The following is a 22,573-nucleotide window of genomic DNA, read 5'->3' as shown; positions in this document are numbered from 1 at the left end:
GGCAAATACAGATGTAGAGGAATCGACCGTAAAGGAACTATTCACCTATAACTGCGTATAAAGAACCAAAGGCAGCATTTAGCTGTTTCAAACCAAGGAAGGATAACCCAATGCGTAACCCAACAGATGGCGGCGTTTAAACGTACAGTAATAATTAATCAAATAGGCTCGCGTAAGCGGGCTTATTTGCATCTACCATAGAGCTTGATAAATAAAACCACACTTAAATACGAATTTATCATAAGTAAATGACGATTGATGATACTAAATATACATTGCGATTGCTCACTAACTTTTGAAGTAAAAGGGCTCACCCGCAAGCAACCGCTTGGTAATTGGGTGGGCAATCCTAACTAGTTGCTCACTTCTATACTTAAGGGAGCCTCCATCGCCATATTCAGGCCGTGGGTTACGGTGTCCCATTAGGGTGCAGCGTAGGCCATAATCAAGGCCGCCCTCCAACATACGCTTCTCAAAGCTATGTCTAAAACTATAAATTCGGTGGTTAGGTGTCGGCAAAAGCTCTCTGACTTTGAAGCCGTTCAAGAGCGTTTGCGACAATAAATAGCCTCTGTCTTGATAGTGGGGGAAGCCATTTGGCGCACATTTCATCGCTTCAAGGGACACGCCAATAAGCGGAATTTCGCGCACCGATGCCGTCGACTTCAACGCCCGCTTGGAGCTTGAACGAATACGAATATGGGGAATTTCATCGTCTAGGCGAATGTTTTCTGGCTCGATATTGGCAAGCTCGCTCGGTCTGCATCCTGTTTCTATCATTGCCAAACAAAGCAAAGCTGCTTCTCGGTTTAGGCCTTTCAACATATTAGGCGCGAGAATTTTCGACCTGACCCAGTCATCACTGAACGCCTGCACTTGCTTAAGTTTTGGCGAAGCAAAGCGCAGGTTTCGAAAAGGGTTTTGGCGATTCTCATCCCCGATGTGTTCAAAGTATCTGCGGTAGAGTTTACGAAGGTTTCCTAGATCACGGTTAGCGCTACTCCCGCTCAAAGGCTTCTGGTCGCCCTTGGGCTGAACACGGTCTGCCCAAAAGCGGTAAACTGTTCGCGCCTCATCGCGGCTTATCTCAAGCATATCCATATCGCCGTTTAGCTTAATGAAGTTCGCCACAGCGCGGCGTTTGACCTTGGTGTAAGTCTTAAGCTGTTCGGGTGATTTGCCTGTCTGCTCGTCCAGCGCAATCTCGCTTAGATATAGCTCTAAGGCTTGGCTTATTTTTACCTTTGGTGTTTCAGCCAAACCGAGGAGTGCATCCGCATCCCGTTGCTGTTTTGGTGATAAAGGTCCGTTGATTGGGCCAAGTGCCGTCACGCGCTGCACAATCTGTTCGCCGTTCAATTTTTCCACGATTTCCGAGACGGGCATATAGGTGAAGCCAAACGCTTGTGCTCGCTGCTGTAAGTCCTTCATCACGGCATCGGGCGCGGGCGCTCCGAAACGGCTGGGCGTTATCTCGCTCCATCGCTGGTCGTCGGCGGCGGCGCATATATCGCGGCGCTGCCTTGCCACTTTGCGGCTGTCTGTTTCAAGCGAGCGGTAAATCAACACGCGCTCATCAATGTGGCGAACTGATTTCGGGACGCGGCGCACGTAATGCCACACGTCATGGCGTAATCTTAAATACTGGTTTGGACGCTGAATCGACCTCATATAGCCATCTCCTGTCCTGCCAATTGTAAGGCAAGAAGTTAGGCAAACCGCGCGAGTTACCGTATGGAAAGTACAGGAAAGAGAGATATTCCGAGACTTTTCAAAGGCTTACGCTCTTTGCAATGTCAGGAAAGTGGTGCGGCCGAGAAGACTCGAACTTCCACGGGTGTTACCCCACAGCGACCTCAACGCTGCGCGTCTACCAATTCCGCCACGGCCGCACATTAAGGAAATTGCGCTATAGCGATAGACGCCGCGCTTGTGAAGCAAAAAATGCGGAGTTTTTTGAGGGGCTATACCATTTTATCGTCGCCAGGACGCCCCTAGCTATTGTGTAAACCGCAGGCTAAACTAAGCCAAATTATTGGAGACAATTATGATATCTTTCATGAAAAAATCGGCTGTCGTTGCGGCGCTTTCGTTATCCCTTGTTGCGTGTAGTGGTGGCGATAAAACAATTGATACCACAACAGCCATCAACGCAGCAGCCACACCAGAAGCAGCCCTTGAAATCGCGACAAAAGAAATCGCGGATATGTCCCCGGTTGAAATGATGGAATATGCCACAGTGAATTCCAATGCTTTGGCCGATAAAATGGCGCTCGTGAATGACGAAGCAACAGCGCGCGCAGTCATAGCCGAGCTTAAATCCATGGGTCCGCGCATGGAAGCGATGGGCGAAAAGCTACAAAATATTGACCAAGCCGAGTTGGGTTTAAGCCTTAAAACCATGAGTGTTGCGGCTGATTTTGGCAAAGCACAAATGCGCCTGGCCGCCGAAGGCGCGCGCATCGCCAAAGACCACCCCGAGCTGCGTAGTCTGTTTGAAGAAGAATTTGGCGACGTTGAGATCAAGGTTCAATAACGTCTTAGATAAATACCGATTGTGATTTCGACCCTCATATCAGACACGCCGATTGAATGGCGTGTATCACGCGAGACCATACCCTATCCCGATGCGGTCAGCGAGATGGAAGCACGGGCCGCGAGCATTGCCCGAGGCGAGGCGCGAGAGCAGATATGGCTTTTGGAGCATCCACCGCTGTATTCTGCGGGCACCAGTGCCAAGCCCTCCGATCTGGTTGATCCGGCGCGCTTTGATGTGTTTTCGTCCGGTCGGGGTGGGCAATATACTTACCACGGACCGGGGCAACGCGTGGCCTACGCCATGCTGGACCTACGCCTGCGCGGGCGGGATGTATCGGCCTTTGTGCGCGGATTGGAACAGTGGATTATTGATACGCTGGCGGCGCTAGATGTGGTTGCGGAGCGAAAGACAGGCCGCGTGGGTGTTTGGGTCACCCATGATGACGGCCGAGAGGAAAAAATCGCAGCCATTGGCGTGCGGCTGAAAAAATGGATCAGCTTTCACGGCATTGCGATTAATGTCGCGCCAGATTTATCGCATTTTTCGGGCATCGTGCCCTGCGGTATATCTGAACATGGGGTCACGAGCCTGTCTGCGCTGGGAAAGACAACGGATATGGCGATAGTGGATAAGGCCTTGCGCCAGTCCTTTGAGGCTATCTTTGGGCCAACAGTGAACGCCAAACTTTAAAACTATCCATAAAAAAACCCGCCATAAAAGCGGGCTTTAATTCATTAAATCACCAAAGGACTAATCATATTGATTAGCGTCCGGGTCAGTTTTGTTGAGCATGTTAATGACGTAAGCGCCAAGAACCGTTGCAATAAAGCCAGCGACCGCAGAAGGAATGGCCGTTTTCTTTGCCATATCGCCAGTCATTTCCATAATGTCACCCATGCCCGCGCCTGATGATACGGCCTCTTCCATAGCGGCTTCCATATCTTTCATCGCATCACCGCCAAATAGCATCATGACGATTTGACTAAGGATGACCGAAATAATGATAAGCAGCACGAACCACGCCAAGCTCATCCAGCCAGAACGGCCGGCATCATGGGATCGTTTGATCAGCAAGCAAAATAACGGATAAAGCATTAATATACCTGCAAAGCCTAAAATCATGGATAGTTGCACACTGATCAGTGGCGCTAAGCTAATAACAGCGCCAATTACGGCTAAAATGACCATACCATTCATAAATGGTCCCGGCCCAATACGACCCTTTGGTGAAAATAGTAAATTTCCCATGTCTCTCTCCCTATGAGGTTATAGAGACAGAATGACGCAATTTAGAAAATGTTCAAGCGAAATCGACTAATTTTTATCGAAAAGCAATATATATGACCTCTATTTACGGTAGGGATTGCCGTCAATTTTAGGTTTGGTGATAGCGAGCCACAGGGTCAAGCCGATGGGAACAATCAACAAAATAATAGATATCGGCACTATATTGGCCGCTTGGGTCGCTTGATACTCTGCAATTATCGTGTCGCGTAATACGGGGTCTATCTCGGCTTTGCGGTCATATTGCGCAAAGGCTTCGAAATATTCGACACCGCCATATGCCATCATCACGCCAATTGCCGCCAAAAACTCTAGGGTGAACGCGCCTGTCAAAGGCCACCACGACCGTCCAATATCATGAAGTCGCTTCCCGTAAACACAGCAAATCATATATAGCACCAAGGGCAAATAAATGATGACAAGCCAAAATTCCCAAAGGCTCACGGGCATAACTCGAAACACATATTTCATGACTTCGACAAAGACAAATAAACCCACCACGCCAATGACAAAGGCCTTTTGGTCAATATGACCTGTGGCTTTGAAAAACAGATTAAATATGGTTTTTGCTTTCGACATTTGGGTCATGTAACGACCCGCGCGGGCATTGTCTATGCGCGATATGCCGCCCCTCTTATGCGGTTAATCAGATGTGTTACTGGGCAGCTTGTCCGTCGCAATATCTTGTCCGCCTAATGTGCGGCGCATGAACTCTCGCGCGGCTTTGGACTTTTCAATCAGTTTTGGCATATCATCCATATGGGCGAGGCTGTCTTCGATCATGGCAAAATCAAGGGCCAGAAATTCATCTGATAGTTGCTGCGCGCGGCCCTCTGTCGTACCCAGAAGCTCTAGCGTTTTACGGCCCATAGCCAGCGCCCCGCGAACCGTTTCGCGCTCGGCAAAATCCACTTTTGCATTCAGAAGTCGAAACATATGGGTGCGGTTGCGTGCGCGGGCAACAATACGCGCTTTGGGGAAATGGTGCTTTATTTCCTCCGCAGCCTCGACCGACTCCTCAACGTCATCAATCGCAACCACTATAACCTGTGCAGTATCTGCGCCTGCCATGCGCAACAAGTCAACATCTGTACCATTGCCGTAAAAGACACGGTGGCCAAATTGTTTGACAAATTCAATATGATCACCGTCATTATCAATGATGGTAATTGACACATCTTGGGTCGCGAGCAGCCTTGCTGCGATTTGTCCAACGCGGCCAAACCCTAAAATCAGAACGGACGCGCCTTCATTATGAGGGGCTTCGCCGCCGCGACTCGCTTTGACAAAACGTGGAGCAACCAGCCTGTCATACCCAATCAGCAAGACAGGAGTCATCGCCATCGAAAGCGCAATGATCGTATTAATTGTCGACACAACATCTTGCGCAATCACGCCTTCAGCCAACGCAAATTGAAACAGCACGAAACCAAATTCGCCCGCTTGGCATAGAATGGTTGCAAATAAAATCCGCCCGCCCAGCTCGATTTTAAATATCCAACCGATAAAGAATAACACAGCCGCTTTAACTATTATAAGCCCTAGAACAGCACCCATGATTTGCAGAGGGAAGGCTGCAATCATGCCAATGTTAAGCGACATGCCAACCGACATGAAAAACAGGCCCAGAAGCAGAGCTTTGAACGGTTCAATATCGCGTTCCATTTGATGCCGGTATTCACTATCGGCCAGAACCACACCGGCGATGAAAGCCCCCAGCGCCGCCGATAAGCCAAGCCAATTCATCAACAGCGCCGCCCCAACAACAAGCAAGAGCGCAATAGCGGTGAAGGTTTCGCGCACTTGGCTACGCGCGATGAGGCGAAACAGCGGGCGTAGTAAGAATCGCCCTGCCAAAATCATCGAGGCAAAGACACCAATGATTGCCACGGGTAGCCACAGACCCGTCGGCTTCGCCATAGGGGCATGACCAGACCCATGGTCTGACCCATGATCTGCACCATGCTCAGCATAGCTTTGAACGGGCTCTAAACTCTCTGGCGCAAAGCTGGCGATAAGCGGCAGTGACGCAATCATGGCGATGACAATCACGTCTTGGAACAACAATACGGCAAAGCCAGACTTCCCGACCTCTGTCCCCATAATGGTTCTGTCTTGCATAACTTGCAGCGCGACCGCCGTGGATGACAGCGCCAAGGCCATGCCAATGACAATGGCTTCATAGGGCGGTCGACCAAAAGCAGTGGCAGCCAAAGCGACCAAAACAGTGGTCAGCAAAACCTGTAGCCCGCCGAGCCCCAGTAGCTTTGCCCGCATATCCCATAGGTTTTTGGGTTTTAATTCAAGGCCAATGAGGAACAGCATCATGACCACGCCAAATTCACTAAAATGCAAAATGGTTTCAGGGTCAGAGATAAGTTTAAGTGCGCTGGGCCCGATGATGACGCCCGCAATCAGATAGCCAATAACAGAGCCTAGCCCTGATAATTTGCACAAAGGCACAAGCAAACACGCCGCTGCCAAAAACACAAAAACAGAGAATAATAAAGAGCCGTCCATGATTAATTATTCTCGCGTTCTAAGGGTTTAGGTTAGGTTTGTGATAACGTCGCTGCCCGCATGCAACACTTTATGGACTGGGCATTTATTGGCAATCTCTTTTAGGCGCGCGCGTTGGGTATCATCCAAATCACCTGTGACCGTAATGTCGCGTTTAAAGACATGTTTGCCGTCGCTATCTTTGCTCTGGCTGACATCGACAGAAACATGCTCAAGCGGCCATTTTTTACGGTCTGCATACATGCGCAAAGTAATGGTGGTACACGCCCCAAGCCCCGCCGCAAGATATTCAAACGGTGTTGGCCCCAAATCGGAACTACCGAGCGGGACAGGTTCATCGGCATAAAGATGATGACGCGATGTGCGCACATCATTGGTATATTTGCCGCCTTCACGTTCGCTCACTGTGACCATTTCTGTCATATCAAAACTCCTTTAAATTAATTGCGCCAGTGTGACTGTCTCTGCGCGTGTGGCCGCTGTAATCTCGGCCGCTTCTTCGTCCTCGCCCCAATGCTCTATCTGGTAGCTTTGATCCAGCCGAGAGATATCAAACCCCTCACCCGCCGCCAGCGCGCCGTCCATGACCGCCAACGCCAAAATGACAGACCCATAAACCGCCGTCAAATGCACGAGCAGCGTAAGCGCCACATCATCATAGCCCTCAGCCGTAGTGGCAATCGCGTCTAATGCTGCTTTGTCTTGGTCAATCGCGATAACGCTATCTGTTGTCCTAAGCTCTATCCCGCGCGCGGCCGCCCAGTCGAGCCACGGGGACCACAGCTGGTTTTGCTTGTCGATAAGCCCGCTGGGATTATCCGCACGGTAGCAGAGTAAATCTGTGCCGCCGTAACGCCGGGCCTCCGTAATTAAATCAGCACGGTTTTCGGGCGTACGCTCGACAGCGACATTCATCATCCGCGTGATAGGCATATGGGCCGGATTAATCACCTCACTGACGGCGTCCCATTCAGCTGCAACGAGATCGGCATGGTCTTTGCGAGCCATGACCAACGCGATTTTCCCCGGCGTTTTAAGCGTGCGGCCGTCCAAAGTGACCGTGTAGCCACCAGTTATCTGGGTTACAGCAACGTCTTTATAAAAGCGTTTCGGAAAGGTCTTACTCATGAGCTGACACTGATATTATTTGCAAAATTTAAAAGCCGTTCGTTCAAGGCGTCCATCGTAGAGACAAGGTAATCCGCGCCTGACGCCTTCACCTCTTGCGCCGTATGAAAGCCCCAATCCACGCCAATCGTCGCGACACCCGCGGCCTTGGCCATAATCATATCAAAGCTCGTATCACCAATCATAACCGCATGATCTGCACGCGAATCTAGGGCGTCCAAATTGGCTTGCACCATATAGGGATGTGGTTTTCCAGGGCCGTCATCGGCACAGTAATGCGCGTCAAAAAAACGCTCAAAGCTATGTTTGTCAATAATCGCATCCAGCCCCCGACGCGATTTCCCTGTTGCCACGCCAATTTTCCAGCCTTTATCTTTTAATGATGTGAGGACATCCAGTGCCCCAGCATAAAGCGGTTCAAAGTCATTGCCCGATGTGCGGGCGCTGACAAAGGCATCTTTGTAACGCTCGACCAGCACCAATAAATCGTCATGATCCATGTCGCGCGGGGCGAGTTTATCGACCGCTTCTAGCAGCGACAGTCCAACAATTTTTCGCGTCTGCTCATAGGCAGGCGGGGTTAAGCCGTGGGCAAGGAAAGCGTCTCGCATTGCCCCGCTAATCACCGCGCGGCTATCGACCAATGTGCCGTCAATGTCAAAAATAGCCAGCGGTCGCATTACCGCGCAGTCTTTGCTGAAGGAACGGCATCAAAGGGCAGCGTGATACGCGTCGAACCGTCGGTAATTGGGATCGTTCCGTGCCACATATAAGACGGAAACAATACGAGCTGCCCCGCCTTTGGCCCGACTGCGTGATCATAAGACATACCCGGCACAGCGAAGGGCGGTTCACCAAATTTAATCCAACCCGCTTTGTCTTTGCGCGTGTCTGTACCCTTGGGCACTTGGACATAAAAGGCCGAACTGATCCAGCCTTCAGGATGGATGTGATTGACGTGAAAACCTTGGCCCGACAAGCGCACAGACCACGCGCCTGTCAAGCGGTAGCCTTTGGTCTTGCGCCGAAATAATGGATGCTCTGCGTCCTCTGGCATGCGGTTGATATAATCCATAATCGGCGCGGATAACGCTTGGAAAAAATCTTGGATAACGCGTGAGTCGGCAAAACGCAGGTCTTGTGTGGTCTGTGTGCCGCCGCGCAAGGATTGCCCCAGCGGGTGCCCACCTTCACTTTGGCGAACAGCTAGCTCTTCGGTCAGCTTTGATAAAAACTCTGATTGGGTCGTATATTCCGGCGGGGTTTCCAAATCATAAGGCGTAACAAAATCATAATTATAAAGACGGCGAAACGCCTCGTCTTGTTTAAGGCCGCGTAGCGCTGTGGCCTCAATTGCAGTCCAAAACTGGTTATTTTGCTGCCTCTGCTGCGCCGCTTTAGTTGCTTGTAGCGCCAGATCAAAGCGCTCTGTCATCAGGGCCGATCGTGTGAAATGCGCCATGATGGTCAGGTCACCCGGACGTTCGCGAAGGGCTGCCTCCGCCAATTCGAACGCTGACGCGCCGTCACCCGCCTCAATCAACAGCTTGGCACGCATTGTTGTTATTTCTGTCTGCACACCAAATTTGGCCACGCATTGATCAAGTAGGGCTAAGCCCTCATCTCGCCGTCCCATATCTGACAGCATATCAGCGCCAGACAAATAGAAGCCACCCACATCTGGCGCGGATTTGATAATCTCTGCAATCCGCGCGGCGGCCGCATCGGCGTTTTGATTAATGAGGCCTAGCTGAACCAAATTGCGAAAGCCCATATCCGATGTTGGCGGATGATTAATAGCGGCGATAAAATTAGCTTCGGCGACAGGTTTTTGTTTATTCATCGCCGCAATTTGCCCCCGCACCAGCGCAGTTTCAGGTGACGGCGGAATTTGCGACATTAATGCCGTTGCGGCCTCCACCTGTTGCGCGTCTTTTAACGCAAATAATAATCCCATCGTCAGACTGGGATGACCCGGCGCATGGACAAGGGCAGCACGAAACAGCTCGGCGGCCTCAATCGGATCTTTTTCGCGCAAAAGTAATTGCCCCAAGGTCACAGCAGGCACGACATAATTTGGTGCAATGTCGAGCGCCTTGCCCAGCGCCGACCGCGCCTCTAGCCCGCGCCCAGTTTGATACAGAATATTGCCGTAACTATTCAGGCATTCCGCATCATTAGGCTCTATATCTAGCGCGGCTTTGATTGCCTCTTCTGCGCCCGCCCAATTATTTTGCCCTTTGGCAGAAACCGATAATATCTGGTAGGCTTTATGCGCTTTAGGATTGGTCTCCAGCACACCGCGGGCCAAAATGTCGGCTGTAGTATAGTCTTTCGCATTAAGCGCAGCATGGGCTTTTTGAAGGTCGGGATGAATACTCATAAATCCAGATCCTCGAAATCTGGAATATGGGTGCCGCGGTCAAATCCTAATGTCTGAAAACTATCGCTCATATGATCCGGCAGTGGTGCCGTGACACTAATTTCGTGACCATCGGGATGCGGCATCATAATAGACCGTGCGTGCAAATGCAGCATTGGCTCTAGCCCACCGGGCATCGGGCGGTCTGTGAGATATTTCGGATCCCCGACCAGCGGCGCGCCTAAAAGCTGCATATGCAAGCGCAATTGATGGGTCCGTCCCGTCAACGGCTGCATGACGACCCAGCCCGCCTTTTGTCCGGCTTGGGCCACAGTTTGATATAATGTGCGAGCGTGTTTGGCCCCTGGCGCGCCGTGACGTACAGCCACCATAATTTCGCGGCCCTCATTGACCTTCCCAAAGGCGTCATCGGATATACCTTTAGCAATATAACCTTTAATCTCGCCCGTGCCTGGTTTTGGTACGCCGTTGGAAATGCCCCAATAGATCTTCTCTGCCCGACGGCTTTGAAAGGCGCGGCCCGCCCAAGCGGCGGCACGTGCAGATTTCGCAATCAGCAACACACCCGATGTGTCGCGGTCAAGTCGGTGGATGAGGCGGCATCCCTCGCCCAGCGCAGGCAACATGCCGTCAATATGGCGCGAAGTTTTCGTCCCACCCTGCACCGCAAGGCCAGAGGGCTTATTCAGCGCAATCAGGTCTTCGTCTTCATAAATCACAAGGCTCCGCATAAAATGCACATCTGCGGGGTGGATGGTAACCTCTTTCTTTTCAGTGGTCGGGTCAGGCAGCGGAGGCACGCGTACAATCTGCCCTGCCTCTAGCCGGTGATTACCTTTGGCGCGTTTGCCGTCGACGCGCAATTGGCCCGTGCGCAGTAGCTTTTCCACGCGCCCATGGGCAACATGCGGAAAGATGCGTTTAAACCAACGGTCAAGGCGCGAGCCTGCATCGGTTTCAATGATTTCAATTTGCTGAACACCGCTCATAGGGAGAAGACTTTCCGGGCCACAATAAACCCCAAAAGGAGCGCAGCACATGATAATAAAACTGAGCCGCTGACATAGGCCAAAAGCGGGCCGTAGTCACGCCGTTCAAACATATTCACAGCCTCTAGAGAAAAGGCGCTAAACGTCGTGAAACCGCCAAGAAGCCCGACACCAAGGAACAGCCGCAAGCCTTCTCCGCCAGACACACGGAGCGCCAGCCAACCGACCAGAACCCCCATCAAAAACCCGCCCAAAACATTGGCGCAAAATGTGGCGCTCATAAATCCCAGCGGCTTATCTGGGCCAAAGGCGCGCATCATCGCCCCGCTCAGCAGGTGACGTAATGACGCCCCAATCGCGCCGCCCATTGCCACATAAATAAATCCGTTCATAATTGCGGTTTACGCGAGGCGGCCCGTAACCTCAACAGCAGAAACTCTGTAGAAGACGTACGCCAAAAAAGGCCGCTCGCCCGCCAGCGTTTATTTTCGCAAATGAGCATAAAAGTGCGACTTCGCGGCCCGTAAAGAGAAAAACAGGATAAATAACGTGGTTTACCCCCCCAGTTCATGGAATGATTTACTATTACGCACCTTATTTTTACAAAAAAGACTAGCTTTAAGCGCCGCTTTGCCCCCAAATATATAAAAACTGGATTCTATTATGAAATCTACACGACGAAATCTGACGTCAGGGGAAAATATGACAGACGGGGGAACAACCACACGCCGAAATGTCCTGCTCGGCGCCGGGGCGGCGACAGTCTTGGCGGGCTGCGGGTCTGCGGAATTAAACAGGCCTTTATGGGCGGCTGATATCTTGCCAGACGGCTTCCCAACTGTTGAAGCCGTGAAATATATGGGCAAGTTGATGGCCGAGCGCACAGACGGGCGGCTGTCCGTGAAAATGTTCTCTGGCGGGCAATTGGGATCAGAGCGTGACACGCTAGAGATAACGTCTTTTGGCGGGCTGGATATTAACCGCATCGCCATCGCGCCGCTTAATACCTTTGAGCCGCTGACGATTATTCCAGCCCTGCCGTTTTTATTCCGCTCGACTGCCCATATGCGCGGCGCAATGGACGGTGCACCCGGTGACGTTATTTTAAATGCGTTAAAGCCCCACGGTCTGGTTGGGCTGTGTTTTTACGATTCTGGCGAGCGAAGTTTTTACAACACAAAGCGCCCGATTTACACGCCAGAGGATTTAAAGGGTCTGAAAATTCGGGTACAAAATTCTGATCTTTATGTCTCTATGGTCAAAGGCCTTGATGCGGATGCGACGCCCATGGCGTTTGGCGAAGTTTACCAAGCCCTAGTGCAAGGCGTTATTGACGGGGCGGAGAACAATTGGCCGTCCTATGAGAGCACGCGTCATTTCGAAGCCGCACCGTATTACAGCCTCACCCGTCACGTCATGGCACCAGAGATTTTAGTCATGTCACTAAGCCGTTGGGAAAAACTGTCCAATGCCGACCGCGAGATTGTCAAACAATCAGCCCGCGATTCGGTACCCGTCATGCGCGATATGTGGGATGCCCGCACAATTGACGCGCAAGAAAAACTCGCAGAGGCCGGGGTCGAAGTGAATGAGGTCGAAGACCAATCCGCCTTTAGTGATTTAATGAAGCCCGTTTGGGACAGATACGTTGTGTCGGATGCCCAAAAGGCACTGGTCCAATCCATCCAGTCTATGGAGCTGTAATGTCAGATAATAAACTCGCGCGGATTACACTAAAAGCGGCCGACGCGCTTCTCGTCGTCTCGGCCATCGGACTTTTATTCATGACCTTTATTGTCGGCTGGCAAGTGTTTGGCCGCTATGTCTTAGGGTCCAGCCCTAGTTGGGCCGAACAAGCGGCACTGACCCTGATGATTTGGTTTATCTTCCTTGGTGGGGCCGCTGGCGTACGCGACGGTTTCCATATCCGCATTATTGCCATTGAAAATTTAGTCTCGCAATCCAAGCGTAAAAAAATGCGCGTTCTTTCCAATGCCATTGTCGGTCTTTGTGGTTTGGCGATGCTTTGGTGGGGCGGCGAGTTGGTTATTCGCACATGGACCCACGTTATTCCGTCGCTGGGTATTCCGCGCGGTATGGCCTATCTGGCCATCCCGATTGCAGGACTGCTAACGGCGCTGTTCTCATTAGAACGCATATTAGATGACCCGGCAGAGAAAGCCTCTATCGCAGACATTCAAGGTAAAGGCGGAGATATATAATGGAAATTTTCATCCTTCTTGCCTTGTTGCTGGTTCTGCTGGCTATGGGTGTTCCTGTTGCTTTTGCCCTTTTGGGATCTGCGATGGTCACATTTTTTGTTCTTGATATTCCGCTGATTGTCGCGTTTCAACGCATGGCCTCAGGGGTTAGCGTTTTCTCATTAATGGCGATACCGTTCTTCATATTCGCCGGGGACCTCATGTACCGATCGGGGATAGCCGAACGATTAGTGCAAATTGCCGAAGGTACATTTGGCCGTCCGCGCGGCGGGCTTGGTCTTGTCAATGTCGGTGCGTCATCGCTTTTTGGGGCTGTGTCAGGCTCTGCGATTGCCAGTGCCTCTGCTATGGGGTCGACCCTGATGCCGCTGATGAAAGAGCGCGGCTATGACGGCGATTACGCGGTTAATGTCACCGTCACAGCGGCCATTGTTGGCCTATTGATACCGCCGTCCCACAATATGATTATCTATTCCGCGTCATCCGGCATCGGTGTGTCCATCGGGGATTTGTTCTTGGCGGGTGTCATGCCTGGCATATTAACCGCTGGTCTTTTGATGATTGTCGCCTGGCGTGTTGCCGTCAAGCGCGGCTATCCCGCGGGTAAGTTTCCAGGATGGCGCACGTTTATCAAAGCGATTGTCTTTGCCATCCCCGGATTAATGACAGCCATTATCATCATGGGCGGCATTTTATCAGGCATCTTTACCGCCACAGAAAGTTCTTCCATTGCTGTGATTTACACAATGCTTATTGGGTTATTTGCATATCGTACATTAGGACTGAAATCCTTATTCAAGGCGGCCAAAGAATCGGTGAAAATCACCTCTATGGTGATGCTTATCATCGCGTCCGCCACAGCCTTTGGCTACGCGCTTGCTGTGCTAGAAGCGCCAACACAGCTTGCCAGTCTGATCACATCAGTGACGGACAATCCGATTGCGGTACTGTTGATTGTCAATGTGATGCTCTTGGTGTTGGGCACGTTTATGGATATGTCGCCGCTGATCGTGATTATGACGCCGATCCTATTGCCTGTTGTTATGGCGGTCGGCGTGGACCCGGTTCACTTTGGTATTATTATGATGATTAACTTGGGTATCGGCTGTGTTACGCCGCCCGTCGGTTCAGTCTTATTTGTTGGGGCCGCTGTGGGTAAAATTCCTGTCGAGGAAGCGGTCAAAACCATTTGGCCATTTTATCTGGCGCTGATATTAGCCCTTATGATGATTACCTTTATCCCGGCGATTTCACTGACCTTACCCGCAGTGTTTTAATTAGCCCTCTTATCGAGAAGACATTGCCGTGAACCCTGATGCGATTAACCGCTATGCACGCCACTTGGTTTTAAAAGAGATTGGCGGGCCGGGGCAGCAGGCATTGTTACAGTCGCGCGTCGTGATTGTTGGGGCCGGCGGACTTGGCGGGCCAGCTGGCTTATACTTAGCAGCGGCAGGCGTGGGCCATATTACCATCATTGATGACGACAAAGTCGATGCATCCAATTTGCAACGCCAAGTCCAATTCATCAGCAGCGATATCGGCATGGATAAAGCCACGATCATGGCCGACACACTGGATGATTTAAACCCTGACGTGACCACACGCGGTATCGTCCAGCGGCTCAATGCGGATAATGCCCACGCTTTGCTGCAAGGGGCTGATATTGTTATTGACGGTGTTGATGATTTCAAAGCGCGGTTTATCACCAATGATGCCTGTTTGCGGCTCGGCCTGCCCTTGGTTTCGGGTGCATTGGGGCGGTTTAAAGGACAGGTTAGCGTGTTTAACACAGATGCTGACGCGCCGTGTTACCGCTGCCTTGTGCCAGACATTCCGCCCGATAGCGAAACCTGCGCGGCGGTTGGTGTCGTCGGCGCTTTGGCTGGTGTTATCGGATCTGTCATGGCGTTAGAAGTGATTAAGCTTATCACGGGCGCGGGCGACAGCCTTGCCGGGCGCTTATGGCTTTATGACGGCTTGGCCGCAGAATCGCGTACAATTACCCTACCCAAAGATGCAGCCTGTCCAGCCTGTTCTAACAATTCTGGTTAGTGCTTTACTCGCCTAGTCGGGCGTCTGACGGGGCGGGACAGTTGAACACTCGCGCCCGAAAAATTGGAATTTCCAATAAAGCCATTACGGCCAAAAAATCGATTATTACCGCGATATGTGCGGCCATAACCATAAGGGTTGCGCCGTCTTTCACTGCGCTGTGTGGCGCGTGTCTGCTTAATCTGCGCGGCTTCGATTGCATCCAAACGGTCTTCAATCCGAGACTGGCGGGCAGCCGCGTCTGTTGCGCGGGCCTCATCGATTTCCACTTGAGCCTTGCGCGCGTTAATCGCGGCAATGGCGCGAAGGTCAGGCTTGGCCGCTGAACCTCGGTAAATCGTCACACTGCCTGTTTTGCTAACTGACATGGCATTGGGTGTGACATGAACAGATTTAACGGCGTGATGATGATGGGACGCAGATTTATGATTTTGACACTGATGATGATGCCCGCATGCAAATGCGTTCACGGGGGCAGAGATTAAAACACCGAATAGACAGAAAGAAAAAATGCGCATCATGGCCTCCTATGGTGACCATAATACGGTTTCGGAAAAATCTCTAGCGCCTGCCCCTGTTGGGCGAAACATCATGGCTCTATTCTATTTTAAACCGTCAAACGGCGGGAATAGAGGACATCGTAATCCGCTTGGGCGGCGGCCAGAATAGCCTGATAATCCCCGTGCACGACAGGCGTGTCCGATGGCGGCGGGCTAAACCCTGTCGATTTTTCAACAGATTTATACCAATAGGGGGCCCATGCACCGTCCGTCTCGCGCTGGCCCGCTGGCCATGACAACATCGCCTCGTCCCACGCAATATCCAATCGCTGGCAGAGTTCGGACAGCACGCCGCGCGGATTATCTAAAATATCTTGGCTATCCACAACAGGCGGAGGCGTGCCCGTCATATCTGATAAGTGATCCCACAGTTTCCGTTGCGCGCCGTAGCCCAAATCATCCAGATCAAAGGCGGCACGCCCCTTGGCGTAGCTCTGGATAACGCGGGCGGGGTCACGAATAAGAAAGAAGTGCTTGGCCGACTTAGCCCACTCCAGCGGAAAATCAGCCAGCATGTGATGGGGCATATGTTTTTGAAAATAATAGGTCTTATTGTTGGGCACAACACCGACGCAGCGCGCAGCAACTCGGGCGGCATCTGTTTCATGCGCAAGCAGTGTCTCCTCCCGTCCAGGGTGGACTTTGCCTGTCGCGGCCAAAAAAGGCGCAAAGAACGGCTCGTCCCAAACGCTTGTATCCGCCCGCGCGCCAAAACTGCGCATCATGGCCGTCGACAGGTTTCGCGGCCCGGACCACATCGCAATTACACTCATGACTAGGCGGCCGTGTCTGCATGGATATGGGCCAAATATAGCGCTTGCAAACGTTTAGTCAGCGGCCCGCGCTTGCCGTCACCAATTGTACGACCATCAATAGATTTCACGGGCGCAAGGCCTGCAAATGTCCCCGTCGTGAAACTTTCATCCGCACTATAGCATTGCATCAGCCGGAAGTTTTTCTCAAAGACTGGGATGTCATTAGCCTTGCACAAATCAACGATTTTGCCGCGCGTAATACCGTCAAGGCAGTAATCACCGCTGCTGGTCCAGACCTCACCCTTGCGCACAATGAAAAAATGCGTGGAATTGCAAGTCGCGACAAACCCTTGTGGGTCGAGCATCAGTCCCTCATCTGCGCCCGCTTTTATGGCTTGGATACAGGCCGTGATACAGTTAATTTTACTATGAGAATTAAGCCCCGGATCTTGCACATCAGCCCGACCACGGCGCACAGCGACGGTGTAAAGCGCCAAGCCGCGTTCCGCCGTTTTAGGGTCAGGTTTTTTAAATTCAGGCGCAATAACAATGGTCGGTTCGGACACCACAACACGCGGGTCTTGGTAAGGGGTCGAACGAAGCCCGCGCGTCACCATAAGGCGGATATGCACGTCCTCTGTCATTTTATTAGCCGTGAGCGTATCGTAAATCCGCTGGCGCAAATCATCTTGGCTCAGCCCTAAATCGATATCCAGCGCCTTGGCCCCTTCCCATAGACGGTCAAGATGGTCTTGCATAAAGGCGACACGACCATTGTGGACGCGAAGCCCTTCCCAAATACCGTCACCGAGCATGAAACCGCTATCAAAGACATTAACCACAGCATCCGCGCGTATTTTTAATTCACCGTTGACGTTAAACAAAACCGTATCGTTGCGCGCATCGGCGACATAAGCATGCGATCCAAAAGACATAGTGCTGACCCTTTATTTTAGTTCAAAATCAGAACTAGCTTATAGGGCGAGACAGATGAAGGAAAAACGGCGCAACAATATTGCTGTTATCAAATTGATTTAAGGAAATTTCACCCCCGTAAAATGCGTGACCCTCCCCCGCAAAGCGAGGGAGGGTCGTCGTGCACCATGCCAGAGAAATCCCAATTGGGGGAGGAATTTCACTTCACAGTACTCGCCCCGTTGAAATCGAAATCACTGTCTATTGTTCAGACAAAGACCGATATGCGATACGGATCATGTTCTCTTCATTGATAAAGCTAGCATATTTTGAATAATCCTGCAAAATATTCTCGTTCACCAAATCATCAGCACTTTTGCCCTGTTTAAGGCCTAACTCAACACGCTCTTTGATGGTCATCAATAACGCGCGGGCTTCCTCCAGATCAGCCTTTGTCGCCATGGGGCCGTGACCTGGAATAATCTTCGTATTGCCGTCGGCCATATCGAGCGCCGCGCTGTGAGCCGCAATCATACCGTTAAGCGAGCCGCCGCCGTCAACATCGACATAAGGGAACAGACCGTTGAAATAATTGTCACCCATGTGAATGACGTTGGCCTCGACAAATTTAATAATGCTGTCACCGTCTGTATGGGCATTAGGCGCGTGAATGACATTGACTTGGTGGCCGTTAAAATACAGCGTCGCGGTGTCAGAAAATGTCAATGTCGGCCAAGATTCTGGGTCGCGCGCCTCTGTGACGCGGCCAAAGACTTTATTCTCAAACGTCATGCCCATGCGTTTACGCACGTTATCATGGGCCATAATCGTCGCGCCCGTCTCTTTCATTTGTATATTAGAGCCTGTGTGGTCGCCGTGATAATGAGTGTTCAGCACATAACGTAGCGGTTGATCAGACAGCGTTTTGAGTGTCGAGAGGATTTCTTCGGCGTTACGTTCGAACTTATCATCAATGATGATGATACCGTCTTCGCCTGTGCTAACCCCGACATTGCCGCCGGAGCCAAAAATGACATGAAGGTTTTCACCAATCGTCTCAAAAGACAGAACAGGCTTTGGCGCCTCTTGTGTCTCTTCTGCTTTTGCTTGTGCCTCAGCGTGCGCCGCAGCAGATGTCTCTTGGCCAGAGCACGCGGTCAGTAATGCAGCCAGAGTTATGAGGGAAGGCGTGATAAAACGAGGCATAAAAATCCTTGAAGGTTAAGAGGCAAAAACATTAAGAGGCAAGCGATACGGTCTCGCGCGGCGGCAAAACACGGTCAGGGCAAACATGGCCGTCAATCAAAGCGCGAATATTAATCAGGACCTTTTCACCCATTTCACGGCGCGATTCATGTGTCGCAGAGCCAATATGCGGCGCCAAAATAACATTAGGCAGGTTCATCAACTTGGGATGAACTTTGGGTTCCGCCTCGAACACGTCCAGCCCTGCCCCGCCAATACGGCCGTCGGCCAAGGCATCGGCGAGTGCCGCTTCGTCAATCACGTCACCGCGCGCCGTGTTCACAATATAGCTGTCTTCGGACATCTTTGATAGGCGCTGCGCATTAATCAGATGCTTTGTGCTGGGCGTGCTGGGGCAATTAATTGATACAATATCAACCGTGGCCAGCATCGCGTCCAGGTCCTCCCAATAGGTTGCGTCTAATGCGTCCGATATGGGCGCAGGCACTTGGCGGCGGTTATGGTAATGCACTGACAGGCCAAAAGCATGAGCCCGCCGCGCAACAGCCTGTCCGATACGGCCCATGCCAATAATGCCGAGCTTTTTACCGCGAACGCGGTGCCCCAAATGCGCGGTCGGGGCCCATCCGGTAAAGCCGCCCGCACGGGTCAACCTGTCACCTTCCACAAGACGCCGCGGCACAGCCAGAATAAGCGCCATAGCAAGGTCGGCTGTATCCTCAGTCAAAACACCGGGTGTATTGGTCACGATGATACCGCGCGCATGAGCCGCCGCCACGTCTATATGGTCAGACCCTGCCCCGAAATTAGCGATCAGGCGCAAGTTCGGCCCGGCCGCGGCTATAATATCCGCGCAAATCTTGTCCGTGACAGTCGGTACTAAAACCTCACAGGAGCTGACCGCTTTCATCAAAGCCGCCTTGGTCATAGGGCGGTCATCATCCGCGCCCAAGGTCGTCTCAAATAAATCGGTAAACCGCGTTTCAATCGTTCGCGGCAGGCGCCGTGTCACAACGACGGACGGGCGGGCAGAGATGGGAGGTGTTGTCGGTAGTGTCATGAAGGGATTTGACGCCTTTAAGGGCACAAATTCAAGAGCCGATTATCAAGACGCCCTGATTTTATCGTCGAGGGGACGTCTGGCGGGATATTCATCCAAAAAGTCTGATTAATTTAGACCGTTTTAACAGTGCGTTTAAGCTTTGGGCGCAAACAGGGGTCATCTTTCATTAATTATACTGTGACGATATCATGTGGGACTTTCAGATAAAGGCAGGCGTTTTTTGCCTTATAGCGGCATTGACCGTATCAGGGACAGCACTCGCCCAAGATGCAAAGTCCCATACGACCTTGGAAAAAGCGACACCGCCCATGAAGCGTGTCGTTAAACCCCTGCCCAACACAAACACCGTGAACACGCACAAGACCCACCGCGCGATTTACCGCGTTGGGGCAGCCAACACACCTTCAGGTTTTGAAGTGCCGCGTTATGTCTCGCTTAAATTTTCAAAAACTAACGGGCGTTCTGGGCCCAGCATGGAACATTCTGTACTCTGGCAATATCGCAAGCGGGGCTTGCCTGTGATTGTTGTGGCGGAGACTGAACAATGGCGCAAAATTCGTGACATCAATGGTGAAGAAGCCTGGGTCTATCTGTCGGGGCTATCGGGTCAACGCAATGTTATTACCACGGCACAGATTGATATTTTAAAACGCCCCAAAGTCGACGCCCCCTTAATTGCGATTGCGCAGAAAGACGCAGTTTTGCAGCTAGATTTTTGTGAAGATAGCTGGTGCCGCGTCATAGCGGACGGCAAAATAAAGGGCTGGGCAAAACGAGACACGCTTTGGGGGGCTAACCCGCTTTTCTAACGGGCACATTTTTCTTAGACGCAGGTTTTTTCGCTCTCAAATCGTCACAAATCACCCTTGAAGTTAGGCCCCAAGCCGCTACTGTGAGCTTTAATTACAGGTCGGTAAAAAGGGACATACTGTGAAAAAAATTCAATCCTCTTATAGCTATGATGACCTGATTATCAGTGGCGAACAAAGCCTGTTTGGCCCAGGCAATGCGAAACTGCCCCTACCGCCCATGTTGATGCTCGACCGTATCAACCACATCAGTGACGAAGGTGGACTTTACGATAAAGGCGAAATTATTGCGGATTTGGATATTCACAAAGACTTATGGTTTTTTGAATGCCATTTTCGCGGCGATCCGGTGATGCCAGGCTGTCTTGGTCTAGATGCCATGTGGCAATTAGTTGGCTTTTGGCTCGGCTGGACAGGGTCTCCGGGACGGGGACGCGCGCTAGGTGTCGGCGAGGTGAAATTCACAGGCCAAGTGACGCCAGACGTCAAACATGTGCGTTATAAAATTGATTTGAAGCGCGTCATCAGACGCCGCCTCGTGCTCGGCATTGCTGACGGCACAATGGAAGCCGACGGCGAAGTGATTTACAAAGCCAAAGATTTGCGGGTTGGGTTGTTTATACCCCCTGAAACCGAGGCAGCAGAAAACGGAGATATGGCATAATGCGGCGCGTTGTTATTACAGGATTGGGCATTGTATCGTGCATAGGCGATGACGCCAAAACCGTCACCGAGAGCTTGAAGGCTGGAAAATCCGGGATCACACGGGACGAAAAGCAAACAGAGCTTGGTTTTCGGTCCTGCGTATCGGGGCGGCCCTCTCTTGACCCCAAGGGTATGATTGATAAGCGCAGCTACCGGTTTATGGGCGAAGGCGCAGGCTGGACAGCGGTCGCGATGCAACAAGCCATTGATGATGCGGGATTATCTGAGGACCAGGTCTCCAACGAGCGCACAGGCATTATCGCGGGCTCTGGCGGTCCCAGCGCGATTGAAATTGTCCGCGCGGCAGACATCACGCGCAAGAATAATTCCCCCAAACGCATTGGGCCGTTCGCCGTACCAAAGGCCATGTCTTCAACGGTATCAGCGACACTGGCCACTCATTTTAAAATCCAAGGTGTGAACTATTCTATTACCAGCGCGTGCACCACATCACTGCATTGTATCGGCGCAGCGGCAGAGCAAATTCAATGGGGCAAACAAGACATTATGTTTGCGGGCGGCGGCGAAGAGCTTGAATGGGCCATGACTGCGCTTTTTGACGCTATGGGCGCGATGAGCAGCAAATATAATGGCGCACCTGAAACGGCGAGCCGCGCCTTTGACGTAAATCGCGACGGCTTTGTTATTGCAGGCGGTGCGGGTATGCTCGTGCTTGAAGATTACGAGCACGCCAAGGCGCGCGGCGCGGAGATTTACGCAGAAATCACCGGCTACCAAGCCACATCAGATGGGTATGATATGGTCGCGCCCAACGGCGTCGGGGCAGAACGTGCCATGCGCGGGGCCTTGGCTGATGCGGCAAAATCAGGCGTCAACGGCGTAGATTATATTAACCCCCACGCCACATCGACCCCTGTTGGCGACGTAGCCGAAACAGGCGCGATTGCGCGCGTGTTTGGCGAGGACGGGCCGTATTTGTCTGCGACCAAATCGATGACTGGGCACTCACTGGGCGCGGCTGGCGTGCAAGAGGCTATTTATAGTTTGCTTATGATGAAAAACGACTTTGTCGCGCCGTCAATTAACGTGTTTGATTTGGATCCAGAACTGCCCAAAATCAATATTGCGCGCGAGACAATTGACACAAAGTTGAACGCCATCATGTCCAACAGCTTTGGCTTTGGCGGCACAAATGGCAGCGTGATTTTTAGTAAAGTCTAGCCCCTACAATATACCACGAATAAGCGCGCGAAACCTTCGGGTTTCGCGTTTTTTATGGCGTTCTGGCGGAGAAGGTGTGTGGGACCCGTCATACGGTCCGACAGCAAGGTGACTACGGGGCACTGTAGCCGAAACTCAGCAGCGAACCGTATGACATTGACCCCACACATGACTGTCATTGCGAAATTTGAAATTTTCCAAAACCCTACATTCGGGTAGTCCATGTCCATGATGGCCGCTTTCCGCCCAAATCATGCC

Annotated in this window: 24 protein-coding genes and 1 tRNA gene; 9 read left to right on the top strand and 16 right to left on the bottom strand. The window is 51.7% G+C overall.

Going from position 1 to position 22,573, the window contains the following annotated elements:
• Positions 1 to 288 precede the first annotated feature (288 nt).
• Both AB6B37_RS00615 and AB6B37_RS00610 read right to left on the bottom strand, forming a co-directional pair.
• A complete protein-coding gene (locus AB6B37_RS00615) occupies positions 289 to 1,671 on the bottom strand; it encodes a DUF6538 domain-containing protein (protein WP_371396955.1) in 1,383 nt (460 codons plus the stop codon).
• A 134-nt stretch (positions 1,672 to 1,805) separates the two neighbouring features.
• Positions 1,806 to 1,892: transfer RNA gene (locus tag AB6B37_RS00610), tRNA-Leu, on the bottom strand.
• A gap of 155 nt (positions 1,893 to 2,047) precedes the next feature.
• Between AB6B37_RS00610 and AB6B37_RS00605 the strand changes: the two genes are divergently transcribed.
• Both AB6B37_RS00605 and lipB read left to right on the top strand, forming a co-directional pair.
• Positions 2,048 to 2,536: a hypothetical protein gene (locus AB6B37_RS00605; RefSeq protein WP_371396954.1), complete on the top strand. Its 489-nt coding sequence runs from the start codon at positions 2,048 to 2,050 to the stop codon at positions 2,534 to 2,536.
• 24 nt (positions 2,537 to 2,560) lie between these two features.
• Complete coding sequence (gene lipB, locus AB6B37_RS00600) at positions 2,561 to 3,229, top strand: lipoyl(octanoyl) transferase LipB (protein WP_371398478.1); 669 nt, start codon at positions 2,561 to 2,563, stop codon at positions 3,227 to 3,229.
• A 60-nt stretch (positions 3,230 to 3,289) separates the two neighbouring features.
• Here lipB and AB6B37_RS00595 read toward each other — a convergent pair whose 3' ends face one another.
• From AB6B37_RS00595 to AB6B37_RS00555, 9 genes are all read right to left on the bottom strand, one after another.
• Positions 3,290 to 3,787, bottom strand: coding sequence for a DUF805 domain-containing protein (locus AB6B37_RS00595; RefSeq protein WP_371396953.1), 498 nt, complete (start codon positions 3,785 to 3,787; stop codon positions 3,290 to 3,292).
• Positions 3,788 to 3,886: 99 nt separating this feature from the next.
• Positions 3,887 to 4,411, bottom strand: a complete 525-nt coding sequence (locus AB6B37_RS00590) for a hypothetical protein (protein ID WP_371396952.1) — start codon at positions 4,409 to 4,411, stop codon at positions 3,887 to 3,889.
• Between the two features lie 54 nt (positions 4,412 to 4,465).
• Positions 4,466 to 6,343, bottom strand: coding sequence for a monovalent cation:proton antiporter-2 (CPA2) family protein (locus tag AB6B37_RS00585; protein WP_371396951.1), 1,878 nt, complete (start codon positions 6,341 to 6,343; stop codon positions 4,466 to 4,468).
• 27 nt (positions 6,344 to 6,370) lie between these two features.
• Positions 6,371 to 6,766, bottom strand: coding sequence for an OsmC family protein (locus AB6B37_RS00580; RefSeq protein ID WP_371396950.1), 396 nt, complete (start codon positions 6,764 to 6,766; stop codon positions 6,371 to 6,373).
• 12 nt (positions 6,767 to 6,778) lie between these two features.
• Positions 6,779 to 7,471: an ATP12 family chaperone protein gene (locus AB6B37_RS00575; RefSeq protein ID WP_371396949.1), complete on the bottom strand. Its 693-nt coding sequence runs from the start codon at positions 7,469 to 7,471 to the stop codon at positions 6,779 to 6,781.
• Positions 7,468 to 8,151 (bottom strand): HAD-IA family hydrolase, encoded by a 684-nt coding sequence (locus AB6B37_RS00570; protein WP_371396948.1) that lies wholly within the window; start codon positions 8,149 to 8,151, stop codon positions 7,468 to 7,470. Before AB6B37_RS00570 ends, AB6B37_RS00575 begins: the two co-directional genes overlap by 4 nt.
• Positions 8,151 to 9,854, bottom strand: coding sequence for a putative 2OG-Fe(II) oxygenase (locus tag AB6B37_RS00565; protein ID WP_371396947.1), 1,704 nt, complete (start codon positions 9,852 to 9,854; stop codon positions 8,151 to 8,153). Before AB6B37_RS00565 ends, AB6B37_RS00570 begins: the two co-directional genes overlap by 1 nt.
• Entirely contained in the window at positions 9,851 to 10,843 is a 993-nt protein-coding gene (locus tag AB6B37_RS00560; protein WP_371396946.1) for a pseudouridine synthase, read from the bottom strand. The genes AB6B37_RS00565 and AB6B37_RS00560 overlap by 4 nt, the downstream gene beginning before the upstream one ends.
• The gene (locus AB6B37_RS00555) at positions 10,840 to 11,235 is read right to left on the bottom strand and encodes a CrcB family protein (protein WP_371396945.1); all 396 of its coding nucleotides are present in this window, start codon (positions 11,233 to 11,235) and stop codon (positions 10,840 to 10,842) included. Before AB6B37_RS00555 ends, AB6B37_RS00560 begins: the two co-directional genes overlap by 4 nt.
• Positions 11,236 to 11,545: 310 nt before the next feature.
• Here AB6B37_RS00555 and AB6B37_RS00550 point away from each other — a divergent pair, with 310 nt between their 5' ends.
• From AB6B37_RS00550 to AB6B37_RS00535, 4 genes are read left to right on the top strand one after another with little or no spacing between them, the layout of a single operon-like run.
• Positions 11,546 to 12,547, top strand: coding sequence for a TRAP transporter substrate-binding protein (locus AB6B37_RS00550; RefSeq protein ID WP_371396944.1), 1,002 nt, complete (start codon positions 11,546 to 11,548; stop codon positions 12,545 to 12,547).
• Complete coding sequence (locus tag AB6B37_RS00545; RefSeq protein ID WP_371396943.1) at positions 12,547 to 13,065, top strand: TRAP transporter small permease; 519 nt, start codon at positions 12,547 to 12,549, stop codon at positions 13,063 to 13,065. Before AB6B37_RS00550 ends, AB6B37_RS00545 begins: the two co-directional genes overlap by 1 nt.
• Positions 13,065 to 14,342 carry a TRAP transporter large permease gene (locus AB6B37_RS00540; protein WP_371396942.1) on the top strand — a complete coding sequence of 426 codons (1,278 nt, stop codon included), beginning with the start codon at positions 13,065 to 13,067 and terminating at the stop codon, positions 14,340 to 14,342. The genes AB6B37_RS00545 and AB6B37_RS00540 overlap by 1 nt, the downstream gene beginning before the upstream one ends.
• A 22-nt stretch (positions 14,343 to 14,364) precedes the next feature.
• Complete coding sequence (locus AB6B37_RS00535) at positions 14,365 to 15,120, top strand: ThiF family adenylyltransferase (RefSeq protein WP_371398477.1); 756 nt, start codon at positions 14,365 to 14,367, stop codon at positions 15,118 to 15,120.
• On the opposite strand, the gene AB6B37_RS00530 is transcribed toward AB6B37_RS00535, so the two are convergent.
• The 5 genes from AB6B37_RS00530 to AB6B37_RS00510 form a co-directional block, all read right to left on the bottom strand.
• A complete protein-coding gene (locus tag AB6B37_RS00530) occupies positions 15,117 to 15,641 on the bottom strand; it encodes a hypothetical protein (RefSeq protein ID WP_371396941.1) in 525 nt (174 codons plus the stop codon). The genes AB6B37_RS00535 and AB6B37_RS00530 overlap by 4 nt on opposite strands.
• A gap of 86 nt (positions 15,642 to 15,727) precedes the next feature.
• A complete protein-coding gene (locus AB6B37_RS00525; protein WP_371396940.1) occupies positions 15,728 to 16,453 on the bottom strand; it encodes a sulfotransferase in 726 nt (241 codons plus the stop codon).
• A 2-nt stretch (positions 16,454 to 16,455) separates the two neighbouring features.
• The gene (locus tag AB6B37_RS00520) at positions 16,456 to 17,370 is read right to left on the bottom strand and encodes an aminotransferase class IV (RefSeq protein WP_371396939.1); all 915 of its coding nucleotides are present in this window, start codon (positions 17,368 to 17,370) and stop codon (positions 16,456 to 16,458) included.
• Positions 17,371 to 17,611: 241 nt separating this feature from the next.
• Positions 17,612 to 18,556, bottom strand: coding sequence for an MBL fold metallo-hydrolase (locus AB6B37_RS00515; RefSeq protein ID WP_371396938.1), 945 nt, complete (start codon positions 18,554 to 18,556; stop codon positions 17,612 to 17,614).
• Positions 18,557 to 18,587: 31 nt separating this feature from the next.
• Positions 18,588 to 19,616, bottom strand: coding sequence for a 2-hydroxyacid dehydrogenase (locus AB6B37_RS00510; protein WP_371396937.1), 1,029 nt, complete (start codon positions 19,614 to 19,616; stop codon positions 18,588 to 18,590).
• A gap of 191 nt (positions 19,617 to 19,807) precedes the next feature.
• Between AB6B37_RS00510 and AB6B37_RS00505 the strand changes: the two genes are divergently transcribed.
• The 3 genes from AB6B37_RS00505 (at position 19,808) to fabB (ending at position 22,315) form a co-directional block, all read left to right on the top strand.
• The gene (locus tag AB6B37_RS00505) at positions 19,808 to 20,428 is read left to right on the top strand and encodes an SH3 domain-containing protein (protein ID WP_371396936.1); all 621 of its coding nucleotides are present in this window, start codon (positions 19,808 to 19,810) and stop codon (positions 20,426 to 20,428) included.
• Between the two features lie 130 nt (positions 20,429 to 20,558).
• A complete protein-coding gene (gene fabA, locus AB6B37_RS00500; RefSeq protein WP_371398476.1) occupies positions 20,559 to 21,092 on the top strand; it encodes a 3-hydroxyacyl-[acyl-carrier-protein] dehydratase FabA in 534 nt (177 codons plus the stop codon).
• Positions 21,092 to 22,315, top strand: a complete 1,224-nt coding sequence (fabB, locus tag AB6B37_RS00495; RefSeq protein ID WP_371396935.1) for a beta-ketoacyl-ACP synthase I — start codon at positions 21,092 to 21,094, stop codon at positions 22,313 to 22,315. The genes fabA and fabB overlap by 1 nt, the downstream gene beginning before the upstream one ends.
• Positions 22,316 to 22,573 lie beyond the last annotated feature (258 nt).

Source organism: Fretibacter rubidus, from assembly GCF_041429785.1.
GTDB classification, from domain to species: Bacteria; Pseudomonadota; Alphaproteobacteria; order Caulobacterales; family Maricaulaceae; genus Fretibacter; species Fretibacter rubidus.
Note: the sequence above shows the minus strand (reverse complement) of the source record. Positions and strands in the feature narration are given on the sequence as shown.